At 33.5% G+C, this 18,088-nt stretch carries 14 protein-coding genes; 2 read left to right on the top strand and 12 right to left on the bottom strand.

Going from position 1 to position 18,088, the window contains the following annotated elements; genetic code table 11:
• Nucleotides 1-21 precede the first annotated feature (21 nt).
• The 5 genes from J8M14_RS19615 to J8M14_RS19635 form a co-directional block, all read right to left on the bottom strand.
• Nucleotides 22-1,017, bottom strand: a complete 996-nt coding sequence (locus J8M14_RS19615) for an FAD:protein FMN transferase (RefSeq protein WP_211076530.1) — start codon at nucleotides 1,015-1,017, stop codon at nucleotides 22-24.
• Between the two features lie 5 nt (nucleotides 1,018-1,022).
• Entirely contained in the window at nucleotides 1,023-1,400 is a 378-nt protein-coding gene (locus J8M14_RS19620; RefSeq protein ID WP_211076531.1) for a Na(+)-translocating NADH-quinone reductase subunit F, read from the bottom strand.
• A 33-nt stretch (nucleotides 1,401-1,433) separates the two neighbouring features.
• Nucleotides 1,434-1,634, bottom strand: a complete 201-nt coding sequence (locus J8M14_RS19625; RefSeq protein ID WP_282100271.1) for a DUF2135 domain-containing protein — start codon at nucleotides 1,632-1,634, stop codon at nucleotides 1,434-1,436.
• Between the two features lie 309 nt (nucleotides 1,635-1,943).
• Complete coding sequence (locus J8M14_RS19630) at nucleotides 1,944-4,895, bottom strand: VIT domain-containing protein (RefSeq protein WP_211076533.1); 2,952 nt, start codon at nucleotides 4,893-4,895, stop codon at nucleotides 1,944-1,946.
• 106 nt (nucleotides 4,896-5,001) lie between these two features.
• A complete protein-coding gene (locus J8M14_RS19635) occupies nucleotides 5,002-5,880 on the bottom strand; it encodes a DUF4846 domain-containing protein (protein ID WP_211076534.1) in 879 nt (292 codons plus the stop codon).
• 153 nt (nucleotides 5,881-6,033) lie between these two features.
• On the opposite strand from J8M14_RS19635, the gene J8M14_RS19640 reads away from it, so the two are divergent.
• Entirely contained in the window at nucleotides 6,034-6,636 is a 603-nt protein-coding gene (locus J8M14_RS19640; protein ID WP_211076535.1) for an outer membrane beta-barrel protein, read from the top strand.
• A gap of 77 nt (nucleotides 6,637-6,713) precedes the next feature.
• On the opposite strand, the gene nqrF is transcribed toward J8M14_RS19640, so the two are convergent.
• From nqrF to J8M14_RS19670, 6 genes are read right to left on the bottom strand one after another with little or no spacing between them, the layout of a single operon-like run.
• On the bottom strand, nucleotides 6,714-8,021 hold the full coding sequence (gene nqrF, locus J8M14_RS19645) for an NADH:ubiquinone reductase (Na(+)-transporting) subunit F (RefSeq protein ID WP_211076536.1): 1,308 nt from the start codon (nucleotides 8,019-8,021) through the stop codon (nucleotides 6,714-6,716).
• Nucleotide 8,022: 1 nt separating this feature from the next.
• Nucleotides 8,023-8,739 carry an NADH:ubiquinone reductase (Na(+)-transporting) subunit E gene (gene nqrE / locus J8M14_RS19650; RefSeq protein ID WP_211076537.1) on the bottom strand — a complete coding sequence of 239 codons (717 nt, stop codon included), beginning with the start codon at nucleotides 8,737-8,739 and terminating at the stop codon, nucleotides 8,023-8,025.
• Nucleotides 8,740-8,750: 11 nt separating this feature from the next.
• Entirely contained in the window at nucleotides 8,751-9,449 is a 699-nt protein-coding gene (locus tag J8M14_RS19655; protein ID WP_247672710.1) for an NADH:ubiquinone reductase (Na(+)-transporting) subunit D, read from the bottom strand.
• Between the two features lie 3 nt (nucleotides 9,450-9,452).
• The gene (locus J8M14_RS19660; RefSeq protein WP_211076538.1) at nucleotides 9,453-10,208 is read right to left on the bottom strand and encodes a Na(+)-translocating NADH-quinone reductase subunit C; all 756 of its coding nucleotides are present in this window, start codon (nucleotides 10,206-10,208) and stop codon (nucleotides 9,453-9,455) included.
• Between the two features lie 3 nt (nucleotides 10,209-10,211).
• Nucleotides 10,212-11,411 carry an NADH:ubiquinone reductase (Na(+)-transporting) subunit B gene (locus J8M14_RS19665; protein ID WP_211076539.1) on the bottom strand — a complete coding sequence of 400 codons (1,200 nt, stop codon included), beginning with the start codon at nucleotides 11,409-11,411 and terminating at the stop codon, nucleotides 10,212-10,214.
• Nucleotides 11,412-11,415: 4 nt separating this feature from the next.
• A complete protein-coding gene (locus J8M14_RS19670) occupies nucleotides 11,416-12,771 on the bottom strand; it encodes a Na(+)-translocating NADH-quinone reductase subunit A (protein WP_211076540.1) in 1,356 nt (451 codons plus the stop codon).
• A gap of 188 nt (nucleotides 12,772-12,959) precedes the next feature.
• On the opposite strand from J8M14_RS19670, the gene J8M14_RS19675 reads away from it, so the two are divergent.
• A complete protein-coding gene (locus J8M14_RS19675) occupies nucleotides 12,960-14,231 on the top strand; it encodes a DUF5103 domain-containing protein (RefSeq protein ID WP_211076541.1) in 1,272 nt (423 codons plus the stop codon).
• Between the two features lie 51 nt (nucleotides 14,232-14,282).
• On the opposite strand, the gene J8M14_RS19680 is transcribed toward J8M14_RS19675, so the two are convergent.
• A complete protein-coding gene (locus J8M14_RS19680; RefSeq protein WP_211076542.1) occupies nucleotides 14,283-17,768 on the bottom strand; it encodes a starch-binding protein in 3,486 nt (1,161 codons plus the stop codon).
• Nucleotides 17,769-18,088 lie beyond the last annotated feature (320 nt).

Raw genomic sequence — 18,088 nt, forward strand, 5'->3', positions numbered from 1 at the left:
TTATTTCTAATTGCCTAAATATTAATTTTCTGGAAAACCGTTTACAGAAAGTGTTTGTAACACTTTATTCTGATCTTCATAAATAAAATAAACTTTCAGTTCCGGATGGCTCTTTAGAAATTGTTTAGATTTTTCTAATCCCATTGACATCAAAGCAGTGGCATACGCATCTGCTTCCATACAGGTTTGAGCTAAAATCGAAACACTCAAGAGATTAGATTTATGAGGATATCCAGTTTTGGCGTCGATGATATGGGCATAGCGATTACCATTTTCATCAATCTTGAACTTTCGATAACTACCAGAGGTCGCCATAGCTTCGTTTTGTAATGAAATCACTTTACTATACGATTGTGTTTCATCAAAATTAGGATCCTCTACTCCTATTTTCCATGGTTTTTCTTTTACCAGGTTATTACCCCTTCCTCTAATCTCTCCTCCTATCTCTACAAGATAATTTTCAAACCCTCTACGCTCCAAGAATTCAGCAAATACATCTACTGCATATCCTTTAGCCAAAGCATTAAAATCAATATAAGTTTTAGGATATTTTTTTATAATTTTATTGTTCTTAAGTACAACCTTATTCAACCCAACTGAAATTAATAACCTATCAATTTTAAGGCTATCTAAAGCTTTTATTTTTCCTTCTGGCCCAAAATCCCACGCGTTTACCAAAACACCCACAGTGGGATCAAAAGCACCTCCAGTTTCTTTATAAATCTTTTTTGAAGTATTAAAAACTTTCTGAAAATGTTCGTCTACAACAATAGTAGAATCCCCCTGGTTAATTTTTGAAATATCAGAATCGTTGATATATGTTGACATCGAAGTATTGATTACCTCTATTAAGCTATCATATGACTTAGAAAAATCTACTTCTTTAGTATCTATAAACTGTACCGAAAAAGTTGTCCCAAAGGCTTCTCCTTTTTTATAATTCAACTTTAATTTTGAATCTTCCTTACAGGAAATTAAAGATCCAATTATAAGCCCCCAAATAAGTTTTTTAATCATAAGAATTAATTGAGATGTGTTTCTATTGTTTGCAATCCTGCATATTCCAACACATAATCCTCGTTTAAAAAAACCGGTTTATTAGGATTTTCTGCATTTTGTAAACCTACTCCAGCATAAAACACTTTAGCTTCCTGTTCTCTGGCATGTTTTTTAAAAGCTTCCATCCAAACCATATCATAATTATGTGGATTATCAGGATAGGATATTGCTTTTACAATTACAAAGTATCGTTGATTTGATTTATCAATGCATACGAACTGTGGATGTTTCCCTAATTTGCTATTAATAGCTATAAATTCGTAGCCTTTTTTTTCTAATTCTTCGCCAACAATATTCATTGCCAGGTTATGTAATTCTTGTTTGGTTAGTATCCTTGTCATAGCGCTGCAAAGATACTATTATAAGCATATTAATTAAAATTTTAAGTTCCCGACTTCTATTTCATCTTCCTCTTTATCTAAACGTACTATACTTATTTTTTTTGATTCGTTCTTCCTTCCATAATTGGTATACACAGTTACTTTTAAGATTGTAGGACCAGATATCTTTTGAACATTATCCGCATAATAATCAATCATAACTTTGTAATTTCCCTTAATTGCGTTTTTCAACATAAACTCCTCTGGGCCATAACCTTCAGTCAGGTCTTCAGATAACCTTCCTCCAATTTCTGTTTCGGTATTGGAATAATATGCCTTCTCTTCATTAGGATCGATTACCCATAGATCTAAATCAGTATCACTATGATTCCAATCTACAACTATTCTAACATCTACAGGAGTTTCTGAAAACTTTATCCTATTTGCTTTACTAATATTAAGTTCTTTTTCGTGCTTAAAAACCAGTCTATTTAATTCGACATATGCTAATTGTTCTATTCCGTAAAATCGTTCGTCTTCATCTTTATCTAGTAGTTCTCCATTTTATATTTTATATAACAGGTCAAAACTTTTCTGAACTTCTCCAATATGTTCATATGCTATAGCCAAATCCCTATACGACTGTGGTTCTTCTGGCCTTAACTCTAACATTTTCTCATATACAATCACAGCTGAATCATATTTATCAAAATACTCCAGTTTATATGCTAGGGCTTTCATCAACTCATGATTATCTAAATCCACCTCCATTAAGTTTGTTAGCACTCTAATGGCAATGTCTTGAGCATCTTTTTTATCAAAAAAATCTGCTACATCCAGATAGAATGAAGGAATATTAGTATACTTTTTCCTAATTTCCAGATACTTCATATAAGCTAAATCTACTGTTTTCTCTTTTTCTAAGGTTTTGATGTATGGTGTATCAGGATTCCAGGCTTTTAGTTGTATTTTATCTGTTATTTCTTGATTCAATTTTGCAATCGCATCTTTATTAGATTTCTTACCTTCTTTAGTTGTAATTACAATTACTCCGTTTGCTCCTCTAGAACCATATATTGCTGAAGCGCTTGTATCTTTTAAAATCTGCAAAGATTCTATTTGATCTGGAGATAACTGAGATGTTGGATTACCTTCGACCGGAATTCCATCTACAATATATAAAGGTTGCGAATTGTTTGAAATAGTCGAGACTCCTCGAATTTCAACTTTAGAAGATGCTCCTGATTGCCCAGACACAGTTACTCCAGAAACGACTCCAGCTAGGGCTTCAGAAAAAGATTCAGATTGTACTGTTGCTACCGATGCTGTAATAAATGATTTTTTTTGAGCTGCATAACCTGTAACCACAACCTCCTCTAGCATCGAAGCACTTTCTTTTAGAACAACATTTATAGTATTTGAGTTATTTATAGTAATATTAGCAGAAACAAAACCTATGTATGAAAAATCCAATTCTTGACCTACATCTGTGTTTATTACAAAGTTCCCGTCAAAATCAGTTTGTGTTCCTGTAGAAGTTCCTTTAACAACAATATTTACACCTGGTAAAGGAAGTCCTTTTTCATCAGTCACAACTCCTGATACAATTCTTCTTGTAGAATCTATGACAGTAACATTAGCTTCAACAGTGGTATTTGATCTTTCTATAACATCATTTGTATTATCTGTAATTTGAGAAGTATCTACACCTGTATTTTGAACCGGGTTTTGATTTATATTATTAGAACTAGTTCGAACATTAGGTTTTATCGGTTTTTTATTTTTCTTTTTGGGAAACTTTGTGGTATACCATTCTATTAAATCTTCATAATCCTCAAATAACTCTTCTCTCCTTTCTTGTATTTCCTCTTGTTTATATAGTTCTTCTTCTTCAATATTCGCAATTCTTTCTTTATACTCAGATCTTAACTCTTGTGGAGGTTCAATTCTATACTTTACATAATCTTCTATTCTATCTAGAATTAACAACGAAGTATAGTCAGTAATCAAATTATATTTTTTAGCTAAAGAAATAATCTTCTTTTTATTTTCTTTTTTATTCTTGTTTAAAGACCTTAACTTTTGTTTTGCCCAAAGCCGTTTTACTATCTTTTCATTAGATGTACTATTGTTCACAAAAACTTTAACCTTCTTTTCTACTTTATTCTGATAGCCAAAAAGTAAGGTAAGAACAGTATTTTTTGAAAATTTACCAGTCACGGAAAAATCAGATATTACGTTAGTATTTGTATTTGGATATATCTCCTCTACATCTTTATTGTTTTTTATGCCTAAAAACTGAAATGTTTCGTGTTTTAATATTTCTAATGCATCTATAGAAGTATATCTAGTAAGGTTTATATAACTTCCGCCAGAAGTAGTAGCCATAGCATTCATTAACTCATGATTTCCTGAACCTGAAGAATTTACTACATACATAGTTTTTTTAGCAGACAAATTATAATCTCCTAAATTCGCTAACCCATCAGTAAAAAGAATAACTTCATCAGATTTTAGCTTTAAAGCATTCAAAAAACTTAGAGAAGTGCCTCCATCATGTCGAATGCTTTCAATTTCTCTTTTTAAATCTAACCATGCACCATCAGTTATTATAAATCTTTTATGATTGTTAATTGAATTATTGAATGAAATAAATTCAACTTCCACATTCTGAAGATATGTAAAATACAAATTCAGCAATTCCAGTTCTTTTTCATATTTTTTATGTGCCAATGAAAAAGATGCATCCCATAAAACAGTGATCTTGTTTGGTTTCTTCTTTATTTTTGAATTTGGTTTTAGTCTTTGATTAACATAAAAGAAGTTATTATAATTTAATACTTGCTTTGATCCAAGCGTATCAGGAATATGAACTATTATCGGATTAGAAGGAGTATAGTTTTCTTTGAATAACGATGCTTGAAAGCTATCATCATTTTGATTAAAATTCAACATACTATTAACCCCTAAAGGGTTGTTTTTTCCGTAAACCTTAATATCTATTGAAAATTCATCCAAATTTTCTTTAAAACCCAAAGGAAGTTCATATACTTTAACATCATTAGTCAAGAACAATTCTTGCTCATACGTTACTCTAATACGTTTATAATCCTTTGGTAAAATTGGATATATTCTCGCCTTATAATTATTTCCTTGTGTTTTTTCTAAAAGCCCAGGGTCTATATTTTTCCTTACCGTACTTTCAAAAGCGACTCTCGCAAGTTCCTTTTCCACAATAACTGCATCTCTCATTTTTCCATTAACATCCATTGCGAATCCAGAAACCGATTGCCCTTGTCCTAAGGGAAATGCTAATTCTCCCTCTAGTGTTCTGTCTAATTCATTATAGAATTTCATATCATAAGTAGTAGTGGCAAAATTTCCGATAATTTGTACATCTACACTCAAAACAGAAAGTTTCAATCGGGTAGAATCATTTAACCGAACCTCTGGAGCTTCTTGTGCTTGAAGATTAATTAATGACGCAAAAAACAGAAATAGAATAGAATTTTTCATGGTTAGCTTTTTTTGATTTAGAGTAAAGCTCCATAAAAATTATGTTTTGCAAAATGCAGAATGAGTAAACACACTATTATGATTAGGGAAGTTACCGATCTAAATATTATTTAAACCTTATAAACTTAGCCTCATCAAAATAATAACTGGGCGTATATACGGGTTCATTTTTATCAAATCGATACCATGGAGAAATAGAAGTATCATCGAAATTTTTAAGCAAACATACACTCTGAGCTGGTGTATTACCCTGAGCCAAAAGATACATTTTATCTCCCTGTTCATTTACGATCTCATCTACAATGATTTCAATATGCCCAGGAGAACCGGGTTTTACCAACATATCGCCTATGTTAATATCAGCAACAGATACTTTTGGTAATTCATGATACATGGATAACGTTCCTGCATAAGTATAAATCAAGTTCAGGTATTTATAAAAACCAAACTTAGAATGATTAGGTGAAGCTGTTTTATGAAAAGTAACATTATTACCGGATATCTTTGGACGATACCCTTCTGCATATTTCTTCCAAGAACAATAATGGCCAGAAGTAAAATTAAAACCAATTTCATCTTTTCTGTCCTCTTTCCATAAATATTCTGATCTAATTCTCATCAATGCATCAGCACATTGCTGAAGCCCATTTTTAGGAACGGGGACTTCCAAAATGGCATCGTGCCAATCCTGCGCAAAATATTCACTATCATCATAATTAATAATTTTACTACCATATGGTTTTAATTGATAGTTACGAAGATACTCCTGAAAAGAACCTGATTCATATTGTACTCTTTTGTACCCACTAGGCACAGTAACTCTGGTAGAAATTGAATCACCTTCTGCGTTTATATAATCAGCAGTACTGATCATATTGGTTGTAATTCCTTTCACATGACTTGCAATCATTTTTCCTTTAGAAGTTTTCACAAATAATAGTAATAAAACTAGCACTACTGTAACCGAAAAGACATATTTCCTCATAACTCTAATTGTAATCGAATTCAACTTTTTCCCTTAATAAAAATAGTCCTAAAACAGATCGACTATCTATATTAACAAAAATTTAACAAACTATTTAACTTCGCCCATAGTCCTTAAAGACGATTACTAATTAAATCTTAAAAAACGAACATTATGAATTTAAAAACTATTTATTCACTTCTAATCATCTTATTTACATTTTCAATTACTTATTCGCAAGAAGATAATAACTATGGCTTTGAAAAAGGAGATTTCTACATTTCAGGAGCAGTAAAATATAGTGGGTTAATAAGCGATCAATTCACCCCAAATAATGAGTTATTTGTAGAACCTTCTGTAGGATATTTTATATCCGATAATATTTCATTAGGGGTACAATCAGAATTTTTATTGACTAATACAGATAACTATAACATTTATGGAGTTGGCATCAATGGTCGTTACTTCTTCATGCCTAAAAAGAGGTTTAATGTGTTTACAGAACTTGCTTTGGATTACTCTAATGCTAAGACAAGTTTTAACACCTTCAAAGATACAACTGAAGCTTATAGTGCAACATTTTCAACTGGTTTAAACTATTTTATCACAAAAAACCTATCACTTTTTACAAAGTTTGAAATTTTGGATTATAGTTATTCTCAAACCGATATCGACAGAAGCCCTATTTTTCAACCACAGGGACAACAAAGTTTTGATAATCATAGAATAAGAATTGGCCCAGAAAACCTGCATCTCGGAATTATGTTCAAATTTTAATATCTCACAGTATTCAATAAAAAAAACCGATACAATTAGCTTGTATCGGTTTTCTATTTTATAATACTACTGGAAGATTATCCTCCAAAGTCATCAAATCTGATATTCTCATCAGGGATACCAAAATCTTCTCCCATCTTCTGAACAGCTTTGTTCATTAATGGTGGTCCACAGAAATACAACTCTATATCTTCTGGTGATTCATGATGATTAAGATAATTATCAATCACACAGTTATGAATGAAGCCTACAAATCCATCTCCTTCTGCGTCTATATCACTTTTAACTTTCCAGTTATCTTCCTCTAAAGGTTCAGATAAAGCTAAATAGAACTTAAAGTTAGGAAAGTTCTTTTCTAAGTCATAGAAATGATCTAAGTAGAATAATTCTCTCTTAGAACGACCTCCATACCAATAAGTAACTTTACGACCTGTTTGCAAGGTTTTGAATAGGTGATACAAATGTGAACGCATTGGTGCCATTCCTGCTCCTCCACCTACATATAACATTTCTGCTTCAGAATCATTGATAAAGAACTCACCATAAGGACCAGAAATCACTACTTTATCTCCAGGTTTCTGCGCAAAAATATAAGAAGATGCTACACCAGGATTTACATCCATCCATCCATTTTTAGTTCTATCCCAAGGTGGAGTCGCAATACGTACATTCAGCATAATCTCCCTTCCTTCTGCTGGATAAGAAGCCATAGAATATGCGCGCTCAACCGTTTCTGTATTTTTCATTACCAATGGCCAAAGACCAAATTTATCCCACTCCGCCTTAAATTTATCCGGAGTATCATGCTCTTCTGGATGTGCAGTAATATCTATATCAGAATATTTAATTTCACATTCAGGAATTTCAATCTGAATATACCCTCCTGCTTTATACCCCATATCCTCAGGAATACGAACTACAAATTCCTTGATAAAAGATGCTACATTGTAGTTACGAACTACTTCAGCTTCCCACTTCTTGATTCCGAATACTTCTTCAGGAATCTCTATATTCATATCTTGCTTCACTTTTACCTGACAAGCCAGACGTGCTCCGTGCTGTAACTCTTTACGAGAAAAATGTGGTGTTTCTGTTGGTAATGCTTCTCCTCCTCCTTCAAGCACGTGACATTCGCACTGAATACAGGTTCCACCACCACCACAAGCAGATGGTAAAAATATCTTTTCGTTACCAAGAGTAGATAACAGAGTACCTCCAGAAGCTACTTCAATTTCTTTTTCACCATTAATAGTAATTTTTACAGGACCCGAAGGCAGTAATTTATCTTTTGCAAATAATAAGATTCCTACTAAAACTAGAGTCAGTACCAAAAACGAAATAATAGTTATCGCTATCGTTCCACCGGTAGATGCTAAAAATATCATATTATTTAAATGTTGTAACGTTAGTATTTTCTGCTACCTCTTTTGTAGCTTCTTTTTCTTCAACCTGAGCGGCTTTGGTCTCTTTTTTCTCCTCTTCTTCTCCCCCGGTCAGCATTCCTCCAAAACTCATAAAACCTATTGCCATTAATCCTGTAAGGATAAATGTAATTCCTAATCCTCTTAATGGAGCAGGAACATTAGAGTATCTAATTTTTTCTCGAATTGCAGCAATTGCCAATATAGCTAGAAACCATCCAATACCTGATCCAATACCATATACACCAGCTTGGCTGATATTAGCAAATTCCTTTTGTTGCATAAATAATGATCCTCCAAGAATTGCACAGTTTACAGCAATTAATGGTAAGAAAATACCTAAAGAGTTATATAAAGAAGGTGAAAACTTCTCCACTATAATTTCTACTAACTGTACCATAGTAGCAATAGTAGCAATAAACAGAATAAAGGTAAGAAAGCTTAAATCATAGTCTGCATACTCAGGCCCCAACCAAACCAAAGCACCTTCTCTAAGAATATATTTATCTAGTAAAAAGTTTAGCGGTACGGTAATAGCTAATACAAATATTACGGCAGCACCAAGACCCACGGCAGTGGATACTTTTTTAGATACTGCAAGGTACGAACACATTCCTAAGAAGAATGCAAATACCATATTATCTATAAAGATCGATTTTAAAAATAATTCTAAATATTCCATGTTTCTTTATTTTAATGATCTTCTATTAATGCTTTATTTCTACTTCTTTGAATCCAAATAATAATCCCTACGGTAATCAGTGCCATCGGTGCTAATACCATAAAACCATTATTTTCATATCCTATAGCATACAATCCAGTCTTTTCGATTGGATCTCCTAACACTTTAGCTCCGAACAAAGTTCCCGATCCCAATAACTCTCTAAAGAAAGCTACGATAATCAGTAATACACCGTATCCTGCAGCATTACCAATTCCGTCAAGGAAAGATTTCCAAGGACCATTACCTAAAGCAAATGCTTCAAAACGTCCCATTATAATACAGTTGGTAATGATTAGTCCAATAAATACAGATAGTTCTTTACTTAAGGTATATGCGAATGCTTTTAATACCTGATCCACAATAATCACTAAAGCTGCAACTACAACCAACTGAACGATGATCCTGATTTTAGAAGGGATAATATTTCTCATCAATGAGATTACTACATTACCAATTCCTAACACAAAGATTACCGATATTGCCATTACAATTGATGGTTTCAACTGCGCTGTAATAGCTAATGCCGAACAAATACCTAATACCTGAATGGTAATTGGATTGTTATCAGCAAGTGGATCTATTAATAATTTTTTGTTTTTCTTCGAAAACAAAGGCTCTTTCGGCTCTTTTACTTTAACTTCAACTTTTTCTTCTGTTACTTCAGCCATCTGTTATTTTTTTAAAGTTTCGAAATAAGGTAAATACATTTTGATTCCTTTCTTCACCATAGCAGTTACACCATCACCAGTAATTGTAGCTCCGGCAATAGCATCTACAGCATTATCTTCTTTTCTTTCATTCTTAGGATCAGCGTTACCTTTCTTTACTGTTACTCCTTTGTATGATCCAGCAGTATCGAAAATATTTTCTCCTTTAAAATCATCTCTGAAAAAGGCTTCTTTGATATTAGCTCCTAAACCAGGAGTTTCTCCTTTATGATCAAAAAATGCTCCTTGGATTGTTTTAAAATCTTTATCTAAAGAAACATAACCCCAAATAGCATCCCAAAGTCCATTACCTCTCATCGGAACAATGTAGAACCTTTGTCCATCCTTTTGCCCGATAAATAATGGCATTTTTCTTTCGTAATTAGAGTCTTGTTTTACTTTATCGTTTTCTTTCTTTACTTCAATATTAAATGCATCAGTTGTTTTCTCTGCTGTGCTACCACTAACAATATATTGTTCTGATCCTACATATTGATCGAATAGCTCCTGAGCTTTTTCTGCCGGAACAAATTCATTAGGATCTTCGCTATCAGTAACTCCCATAGCAAAAAGAATATTTTGTTGCTTTTCTGTAATCTTATTAGCTGTAATATTTGGTTTAAGTACTGAAGATATTCCTGCTAATAAAGTTCCTACCACTACCACCATGGCAATGGCAAAAATTATTGTATATGAATTTTTATCTGTATTGATTGCCATGACTTAAGCCGTTTTTAATTTTAAACGTTTCATTCTTTTCTTCACATTACCTTGAACTACATAATGATCAATTGTTGGAGCGAATACATTCATTAATAATATTGCTAAGAATACTCCTTCTGGATATGCTGGATTAAATACACGAATCAGAATAGATATAAATCCTATTAAAAACCCATAAATCCATTTTCCTTTATTGGTTTGAGAGGCAGTTACAGGATCTGTAGCCATAAATACAATTCCAAATGCTATACCCCCTACTATTAAATGCTTCCAAAACTCAAGATTCATCAGAGCATAAAACTTACTAGAATCTGTTATCCAACCAGCTTCAACAACTCCGTTAAATATTAATCCCATTGCTAATGTTCCAAGAACAGCACTCAGCATAATTCTCCAACTACCAATTTTACTGTAGATTAAGAATAAACCTCCTAAAAGGATCAGGAAAGCAGATGTTTCACCAACAGAACCTGGAATAAATCCAAAGAACATATCTGAAACCGAATAATCGAATGGCTTAGAATTAGCCAGATATCCCAGAACAGTTTCTCCTGATAAGGCATCAACTCCTGATTTTTCTACTGCAGAGTGTACCCACACTTTATCCCCTGACATCCAACCTGGATATGAGAAGAATAAAAATGCTCTTATGGTTAACGCAGGATTTAAGATATTCATTCCAGTTCCTCCAAAAACTTCTTTACCAATCACAACACCAAAAATTACTGCAACTGAAAGCATCCACAACGGAGTATCAACAGGAACAATCAACGGCACCAACATTCCAGTTACCAAATATCCTTCTTCTACTTCGTGTCCTTTCTTTACAGCAAATAAAAATTCTACTGCAAGTCCAACTCCATAAGAAACTACAACTAGTGGAATTATTTTTGACGCTCCTAAAACAAAATTCTCCCAGTTGATAAAATGTTCAAATAAAGAAAACTCTTGAGGAAAACCATTAATTGCTGAATAATACTGATATCCTGCATTAAAAATACCAAAGAGTAAACATGGCACTAAAGCCATAATCACGGTATTCATAGTACGCTTCAGATCATCTGCTCCTCGAACGTGAGCCCCTGAATGCGTAGTCTCATTAGGTAAATACAAAAAAGTATGGATCGCGTTAAACGCGGGAGCCATTTTCTTGCCTTTATATTTTAGTTTTAGTTTATGTAATTTATCTTTTAATCCCATAGCACTATCCTATTTCTTTTAACATTAAGTCTAACCCTTCTCTAATGATTTGCTGATGTGGTTGCTTAGAAACACATATAAATTCTGTAAGAGCAAAATCTTCAGGAGCTACTTCGTACATCCCTAATTGCTCCATTGCATCCAAATCATTTACTGCACATGCCTTAAGTAATTGCAGTGGATAAATATCCAAAGGAAATACTGTCTCATAACTTCCCGTTACAACAAAAGCCCTATGTTCTCCATTAGTATTAGTATTCAAATCATATTTCTTATTTGGAAATAACCAAGAGAACGTTAATGCTCTAGAAGGAGAAATTTTATTAAAAATTGGTTTGTTCCAACCAAAGAATTCATAATCATCACCTTCAGGAATCACAGAAATCGTATTATGATAGTATCCAAGATTACCATCAGGCTTTACATTATCACCGGTAAGCACGTCTCCACTTATTACTCTTATATTCCCTTCATCATGCACTCCTGATGTATATACCACAGACGATACTTCGGCTCCGATTTTGGTTTTAAAGTATTTAGGAGTCTTTACAGAAGATCCTGCTAATGCCACTGTTCTTTCTGCATTGAATTTACCGGTAAGCAAAAGTTCTCCTATAATCACTAAATCTTGCGGATTTACCACCCAAACTACTTCTCCCTTATTAATTGGATCGATTTTAGCAATTTGTACACTTACATTCCCTGCAGGATGTGGTCCAGAAACATTATGAAGTGCTATATTATTAAGCCCAGCCAATGGTGAGTTACCTTTTTTACCTACAGAAACGTGTACTTGACCTTCTGTCAACTTGCTTAACGCTGTGACAGCTGCCTGCAGCTCATTCTCTTTACCTGCCAACACATAATCACTATCTGCTGCTAATGGTGCTGTTGTATATCCTGAGATAAATATCGCTTTTGGAGCTACATCAGGATTAGCAATTACATCATATGGACGCTGCTTAATAAAAGGCCAACAACCTGAAGATAAAAGATGAGCTTTTACCTCATCACCACTTAAGCTATTTACATCTTTAACACCAAAGTCAGCATATTGCTGTTCTTTGTCTGCAAGAATCTTAAATGCTAATATTTTTCTCTTTGCACCACGCACTATTTCCACCACTTCTCCGCTTACTGGAGATGGAAAAAGCATATTTTCATTAGATTTAGAGTGAAAAAGTGGTTCGCCGGCTTTGACTTCTACACCTTGTTTGGCAATAACTTTGGGTACAATACCGTGAAAATCGTCAGGCTTAATTGCAAAAACATTACTTCTGGTGGCATCTACAGTATTTTTCTCTGCTTCGCCAACAAGCTTAATGTCTAAGCCTTTTCTGATACGAATGTCTTTTGACATATTTGTAGTCTATGTTAATTAACTAAAAAAATCGTGCAAATTTACTAATTAAAACACGTAAGTTAAAACTGGTTATGTTATAAAGTTTTATTAATAATCATTCTAAATAATAATTTTTCGCCATACAGAAATCCCAAAGTACATTAGGCACACTTTTTGTTTATATTTACATTCTTAATTATCAATAAATGAGAAAAAAACTTAAACAAATCTTATTGTTTTTAGGATTTGTATTATGCGCTTATCATAACCTTATCGCACAACAAAATTCTCAAGAAATATCACCTCCTGAGTATATTAAAACCATTCAGCTGTATGGAGGAAATTCAGAGTTTTCGGGAACACCTATATTTAAACTTGGAGAATCACTTAAACTCAATTTTGATGATATCACAGGGGATGAATCTGATTATTATTATAGAATCAGTCATTACAACTTTGACTGGACTCCTTCTTCTTTATATAAAAACGAATTCTTGAATGGTTTTGACGAAGTCCGAATTCTTAATTACGAAAACTCATTCAACACCCTTCAGCTATACAGCAATTATACACTTACTATCCCAAACCAAGACACCAGAGGCTTTAAAGTAAGTGGGAATTATATGATAGAAGTTTATAACATAGATGATGAAGTAATATTTTCTAGGAAATTTATAATTTATGAAGATCTGACCTTTATAAAGTCTTATGTAAAAAGATCCAGAAACCTCAACTATGTAAACTCTAGGCAATCTATACAATTCGAAATAAATTCTCCCAACGAAATTTTACGCAACCCAAAACGAAATGTAAAAACTCTGGTTATCCAGAACAACGACTTAAAAAGAGCAATTACTAATCTTATTCCTCAATTCACGATAACTAATAGTCTGATATATAAATATGACCAAGAATCCAGTTTCGATGGAGGAAATGAATTTATTGGTTTCGACAGCAAAGAAGTACGTTCTTCTACCCCAGATATACAACGCATAGAACTACAGGACATCTATCATAACTTCTTATTTACTGATATCAAAAGAGCGAATAGACGTTACACTTATAACCCTGATATTAATGGTAATTTTGTAATTAGAAATCTACGTGCAGAAAACAGTAATTCTCAAGCAGATTATGTTTGGATGCATTTTACTCTAGAATGTTATGAATCTATTGGTGACGGAGAGCTACACATCTATGGAAACTTCAATAATTATACTCTGGACGACTCCACTCGTCTTAAATATGACAAAAAAAGTGGTTTATATTTCACTAAAAGACTATTCAAACAAGGTTTTTACAACTACAAATATGTTCTTGTTCGACCAGATGGCAGCATAGATCCAGGTTTTATAAGCGGTAATTTTGACGAAACAGAAAATGAGTATACTATCATACCCTATTACAGAGCTCCTGGAGCGAGGTATGATAGAGCTATTGGCAAAGGAACAGGAAATTCCAGAAATATAACCAATTAAAAAAGGTGGAACTGAAAGCTCCACCTTTTAGAATAACTGTTTTAAAATAAATTATTGGACAATCACTTTTATAGTCTCTAGTTTTATTTCTTCAACAAATATTGTATAAAAATACATTCCAACCCCTTCAATATCACCTCTGTTTAATGGGATAGTTTGGTTACCAGCTTCCACATGTTGGTTATAAATTACTTTCTTCTGCCCTAAGACATTAACCGCTATAATTTTTACAACTCCACCGTTTATTGTATTTAATTTCAATACTGACTGCCCTTTGATAGGGTTTGGAGCAATTGATGCTTTATTTATTTCATCAAAAACTCGAGAATCTTCTTCTTTTATAGGCACAGTATCGCAAGACGAAGGACAGGAGTCACTCCAAAAACCATTGAATTTCCCATCTGTATTAGGATAGGTTCTGGTAAACCAACCTGTTTTGCCTCGCACTAAATCTACCGTTTGTTTTCCATTACCATCATTAAATATAACCCCTATTTCATCAGGAGAAACTCCATTAGGAATTATAAAAGACCATTTACTCCAAGCAGAACCATTTGTTACTGTCATTACCTGACCAGGCCATCCAGCAGTACCTTCTAGAGTAACATTTCGAGCCATATCGAACAAGTAAATATTTGATACACTACCCCAGTTAAATGTTGGTGTTTTAAAATAAATATCTACAACGGTTTTATTCAACCCTTCACAATCTCTTTGACACTCATCACTCCAAACACCGTCTTGATACCATCCACTAGTACCTCTCGACAAATCATCAGTCTGACCATTATTTCCATTAAAAACAATTCTTATATCATCCGGGCTTACTCCTTCAGATAAAACTAAAGTATATTGATACCAGTTTGTACCAGGATAATTACTCATTTGTTCACCTGGCCATCCACTAGTCCCTACTAATGCTGAATTGGAAACTGAACTAAAAAAGTATGCATTTACAACATCACCCCATCCAGCGGGCTTATAAAAACTAAACGTAATCTCAGCCAAACCTTCTGTAGTTACTGAAACTGCTTCACTAAAAGCCGATTGATTACCTTTTGCATCCTTTGCCACTACACTAAACTCATAATTAGTATCACCCGATAAGCCATTAATAGTGACAGAAGTTGTACTTACAAACTTCACAAATTCTGTTCCTTGATATATATCATAACCAGTCACAGCAATGTTATCAGATGAGGCACTCCAACTTAAAGTAACCGAGGATTGTTTAATACTTGAAGCCACAACATTTGTTGGAACTGAAGGAGCTACATCATCTGATGGTAATTGGACCTGCAATGGTGCTTTCCACACTCCTCTTCCATAAGTTGCTGCCAACAGAACATTATCCTTTAAATTCACCTCTAAGTCTCTTACAGCCACATTAGGAAGATCTGAAGAATATTCTTGCCAAGGTTGATCTCCATCTTTAACATATACTCCCATATAAGTACCTAGGTATATAGACTCTGTTCCCTTATGGTGTCGTATTACAAACTTCCCTAGTCCAGGGAGATTATCAGTGATATCAGAGAAACTATTCCCTTGATCTAAGGATTTAAGTACTTCTCCTCCTGAACCTGCAGTAGTAACATAAATGATTTGGTTATTATCATTATGGATTTCGAGGGAAGTAATAAATCTGGTAAACCTATACACTTTTATCCAATTAACTCCTTTATCGGTACTTCTATACAGATTCTGACCATTTGCTATATATATAATATTAGTATCCGATGGATCTAACTCGATATGCTCTATATTGTCTCCTCCAAAATCAAATTCTGTTTGCTTTATAAAAGAAGTACCTTCAAGTTTATATAAACTGCTGTACCCAGCATACAAATTGCCATTGCGATCAGACACTAATGGAGTTACCCAATTACCACTTTCAGGACCACCCGCTGCGTACCTTCTTGTTTTACCTCTATCTTCAGTTTTATATAAACTTCCACCATATTGTATAAACCCATAGTATGTATTTGAATCATTTCCTTGCACAGCACAATCCATACCATCTGCTCCGTGATATACATTCCATTGTGACCCATCTAAAGCATATCCGCCATTGTCTTGTAAACCTCCAACCATGTGATCGGCACTACTATTTTCTGCAACAGATATCTTATAAAACTGACCAATTTGAAGTCCTTTTGTTAAATCAGTAAATGAATCCCCATTATTTTTAGACTCATAAACACCTCCATCACTACCACATAACAATCTCCCATTATAATATCGTAAAAAATGAATATCTGCATGGGTATAAGTAACTTGAGTTGGATCATTCCATCTATTAATCCTAATAAACCTATCTCCTCCGTCTGTTGATTTCCATATATTTAAACATCCTACAAATACCTGATTAGGATCTTGATCAGAAACAGCTAATGCTAAATCATACCAAGCCTGTGTACTTTCAAAAATATCTTGGGTTTCGCTAGTTTTATTAAAACTAGCACCAGAATTTATAGATTTATAAAGCCCTTGAAAAGAATTATTCATTGACGCACTCAGTAGATATACATATTCTGGATTAGCAGGAGTAACATCAATAACCAATCTGTTGGAGTTAGAAGGCAATCCATTTCTAACGATAAAAAAACTATTACCGCCATCAGTAGACTTATAAAAAGTATTTCTAGTCACTGCATAAACAACATTAGTATCACCTGGCTTTATTTTAATATCTTTTATATTACCAGATAAAGATTTTGTCCAAGTTGCTCCAGCATCTTCGGTTTTATAAACTCCTTTGCTTGTAGCCACCCATAATTTATTAGAGTTGTTTGGATCTATATAGATGTCATTACCGATTTCATATTGATCTGAAGGATCTAGACCTGTTTTGCTCCACGTATACCCGCCATCCACAGACTTCAAAACACCAACACCTAATGCATCATTAGCATCATCATCTCCGGTAGAAATATAAATAATATTGGAGTTATTATAATCTATTGCAATTCCTGAAACTCCGATCTGAGGCAAATAATCCGAAAGTGGTTCCCAATGCTCTCCATTGTCTATTGATTTCCAGATTCCACCTGCAGGTGCACCAACATACATCACATTGGATTGGTTAGGATCTACAATCGCCACATTGACTCTACCTTGACCAGGTGACCAGGAATTAGAACCATTATGATCATAAGGGCCCATTGGGGTCCAAGCATTTGCACTTTTTTGCCCAGAAGTTCTTTTAGACTGCTTCTTTTCCCAAATATCCCAGTAGAAATCTGGAGTAGGTAAAGTACCATCAGGCATCAAAGAATTCTTATAAAACTCCTCCCACCTCTTAAAAGGTTTATGCCCACTTCCTTTTACAGAAAAATCTCTTTTTTCCCAATAGCGATTAAAAGCATCAACTATCTCATCAAATTTAGTAGCATTTACCTCATTAGACTTTTCTTTTAATTTAATTTCAGACATCCATGGTGCATCTACGTTGTATTGAGCATTCACAGAAGTGATGTTCAAAGAAATGAATAAAAGCATGAAAACCACTCTGAATGTAGTTATGGTATTTTTCATATTTCAGGGTTATAAGTATTGATAAAAGTTTTTATTGTTAAACCGTAATTTGAATGCGCAAAAATACATACAGACTTTTTTAAAAACTTCCACCCACACTCTTCAAAAAAACTTTTTAAAATACTGATATTCAAAATTTTAATACCACCTATATCGATAAAGGTTAAATTATTTTTTTCGATAAAACACCAATAAAATTGCCTAAAAACACAACTAACGTCGACCTAAAACGTTGTAAAAAAAATTCTTACATCGCATTTCTATCGTTTGAGGATTCTGCTTTAGACAGTTACTGATTACACGCCATCCTAACTTTCTAT

The sequence above is a fragment of the Aquimarina sp. MMG016 genome (assembly GCF_018100805.1).
GTDB lineage: Bacteria > Bacteroidota > Bacteroidia > Flavobacteriales > Flavobacteriaceae > Aquimarina.

Coding starts and splice junctions, on each gene's coding strand:
- nqrE (WP_211076537.1), bottom strand. CDS start 8,739: ATGGAATATTTAGAATTATTTTTAAAATCGATCTTTATAGATAATATG.
- J8M14_RS19630 (WP_211076533.1), bottom strand. CDS start 4,895: ATGAAAAATTCTATTCTATTTCTGTTTTTTGCGTCATTAATTAATCTT.
- J8M14_RS19660 (WP_211076538.1), bottom strand. CDS start 10,208: ATGGCAATCAATACAGATAAAAATTCATATACAATAATTTTTGCCATT.
- J8M14_RS19615 (WP_211076530.1), bottom strand. CDS start 1,017: ATGATTAAAAAACTTATTTGGGGGCTTATAATTGGATCTTTAATTTCC.
- J8M14_RS19680 (WP_211076542.1), bottom strand. CDS start 17,768: ATGAAAAATACCATAACTACATTCAGAGTGGTTTTCATGCTTTTATTC.
- J8M14_RS19625 (WP_282100271.1), bottom strand. CDS start 1,634: ATGTTGAAAAACGCAATTAAGGGAAATTACAAAGTTATGATTGATTAT.
- J8M14_RS19670 (WP_211076540.1), bottom strand. CDS start 12,771: ATGTCAAAAGACATTCGTATCAGAAAAGGCTTAGACATTAAGCTTGTT.
- J8M14_RS19675 (WP_211076541.1), top strand. CDS start 12,960: ATGAGAAAAAAACTTAAACAAATCTTATTGTTTTTAGGATTTGTATTA.
- J8M14_RS19635 (WP_211076534.1), bottom strand. CDS start 5,880: ATGAGGAAATATGTCTTTTCGGTTACAGTAGTGCTAGTTTTATTACTA.
- J8M14_RS19655 (WP_247672710.1), bottom strand. CDS start 9,449: ATGGCTGAAGTAACAGAAGAAAAAGTTGAAGTTAAAGTAAAAGAGCCG.
- J8M14_RS19620 (WP_211076531.1), bottom strand. CDS start 1,400: ATGACAAGGATACTAACCAAACAAGAATTACATAACCTGGCAATGAAT.
- J8M14_RS19640 (WP_211076535.1), top strand. CDS start 6,034: ATGAATTTAAAAACTATTTATTCACTTCTAATCATCTTATTTACATTT.
- nqrF (WP_211076536.1), bottom strand. CDS start 8,021: ATGATATTTTTAGCATCTACCGGTGGAACGATAGCGATAACTATTATT.
- J8M14_RS19665 (WP_211076539.1), bottom strand. CDS start 11,411: ATGGGATTAAAAGATAAATTACATAAACTAAAACTAAAATATAAAGGC.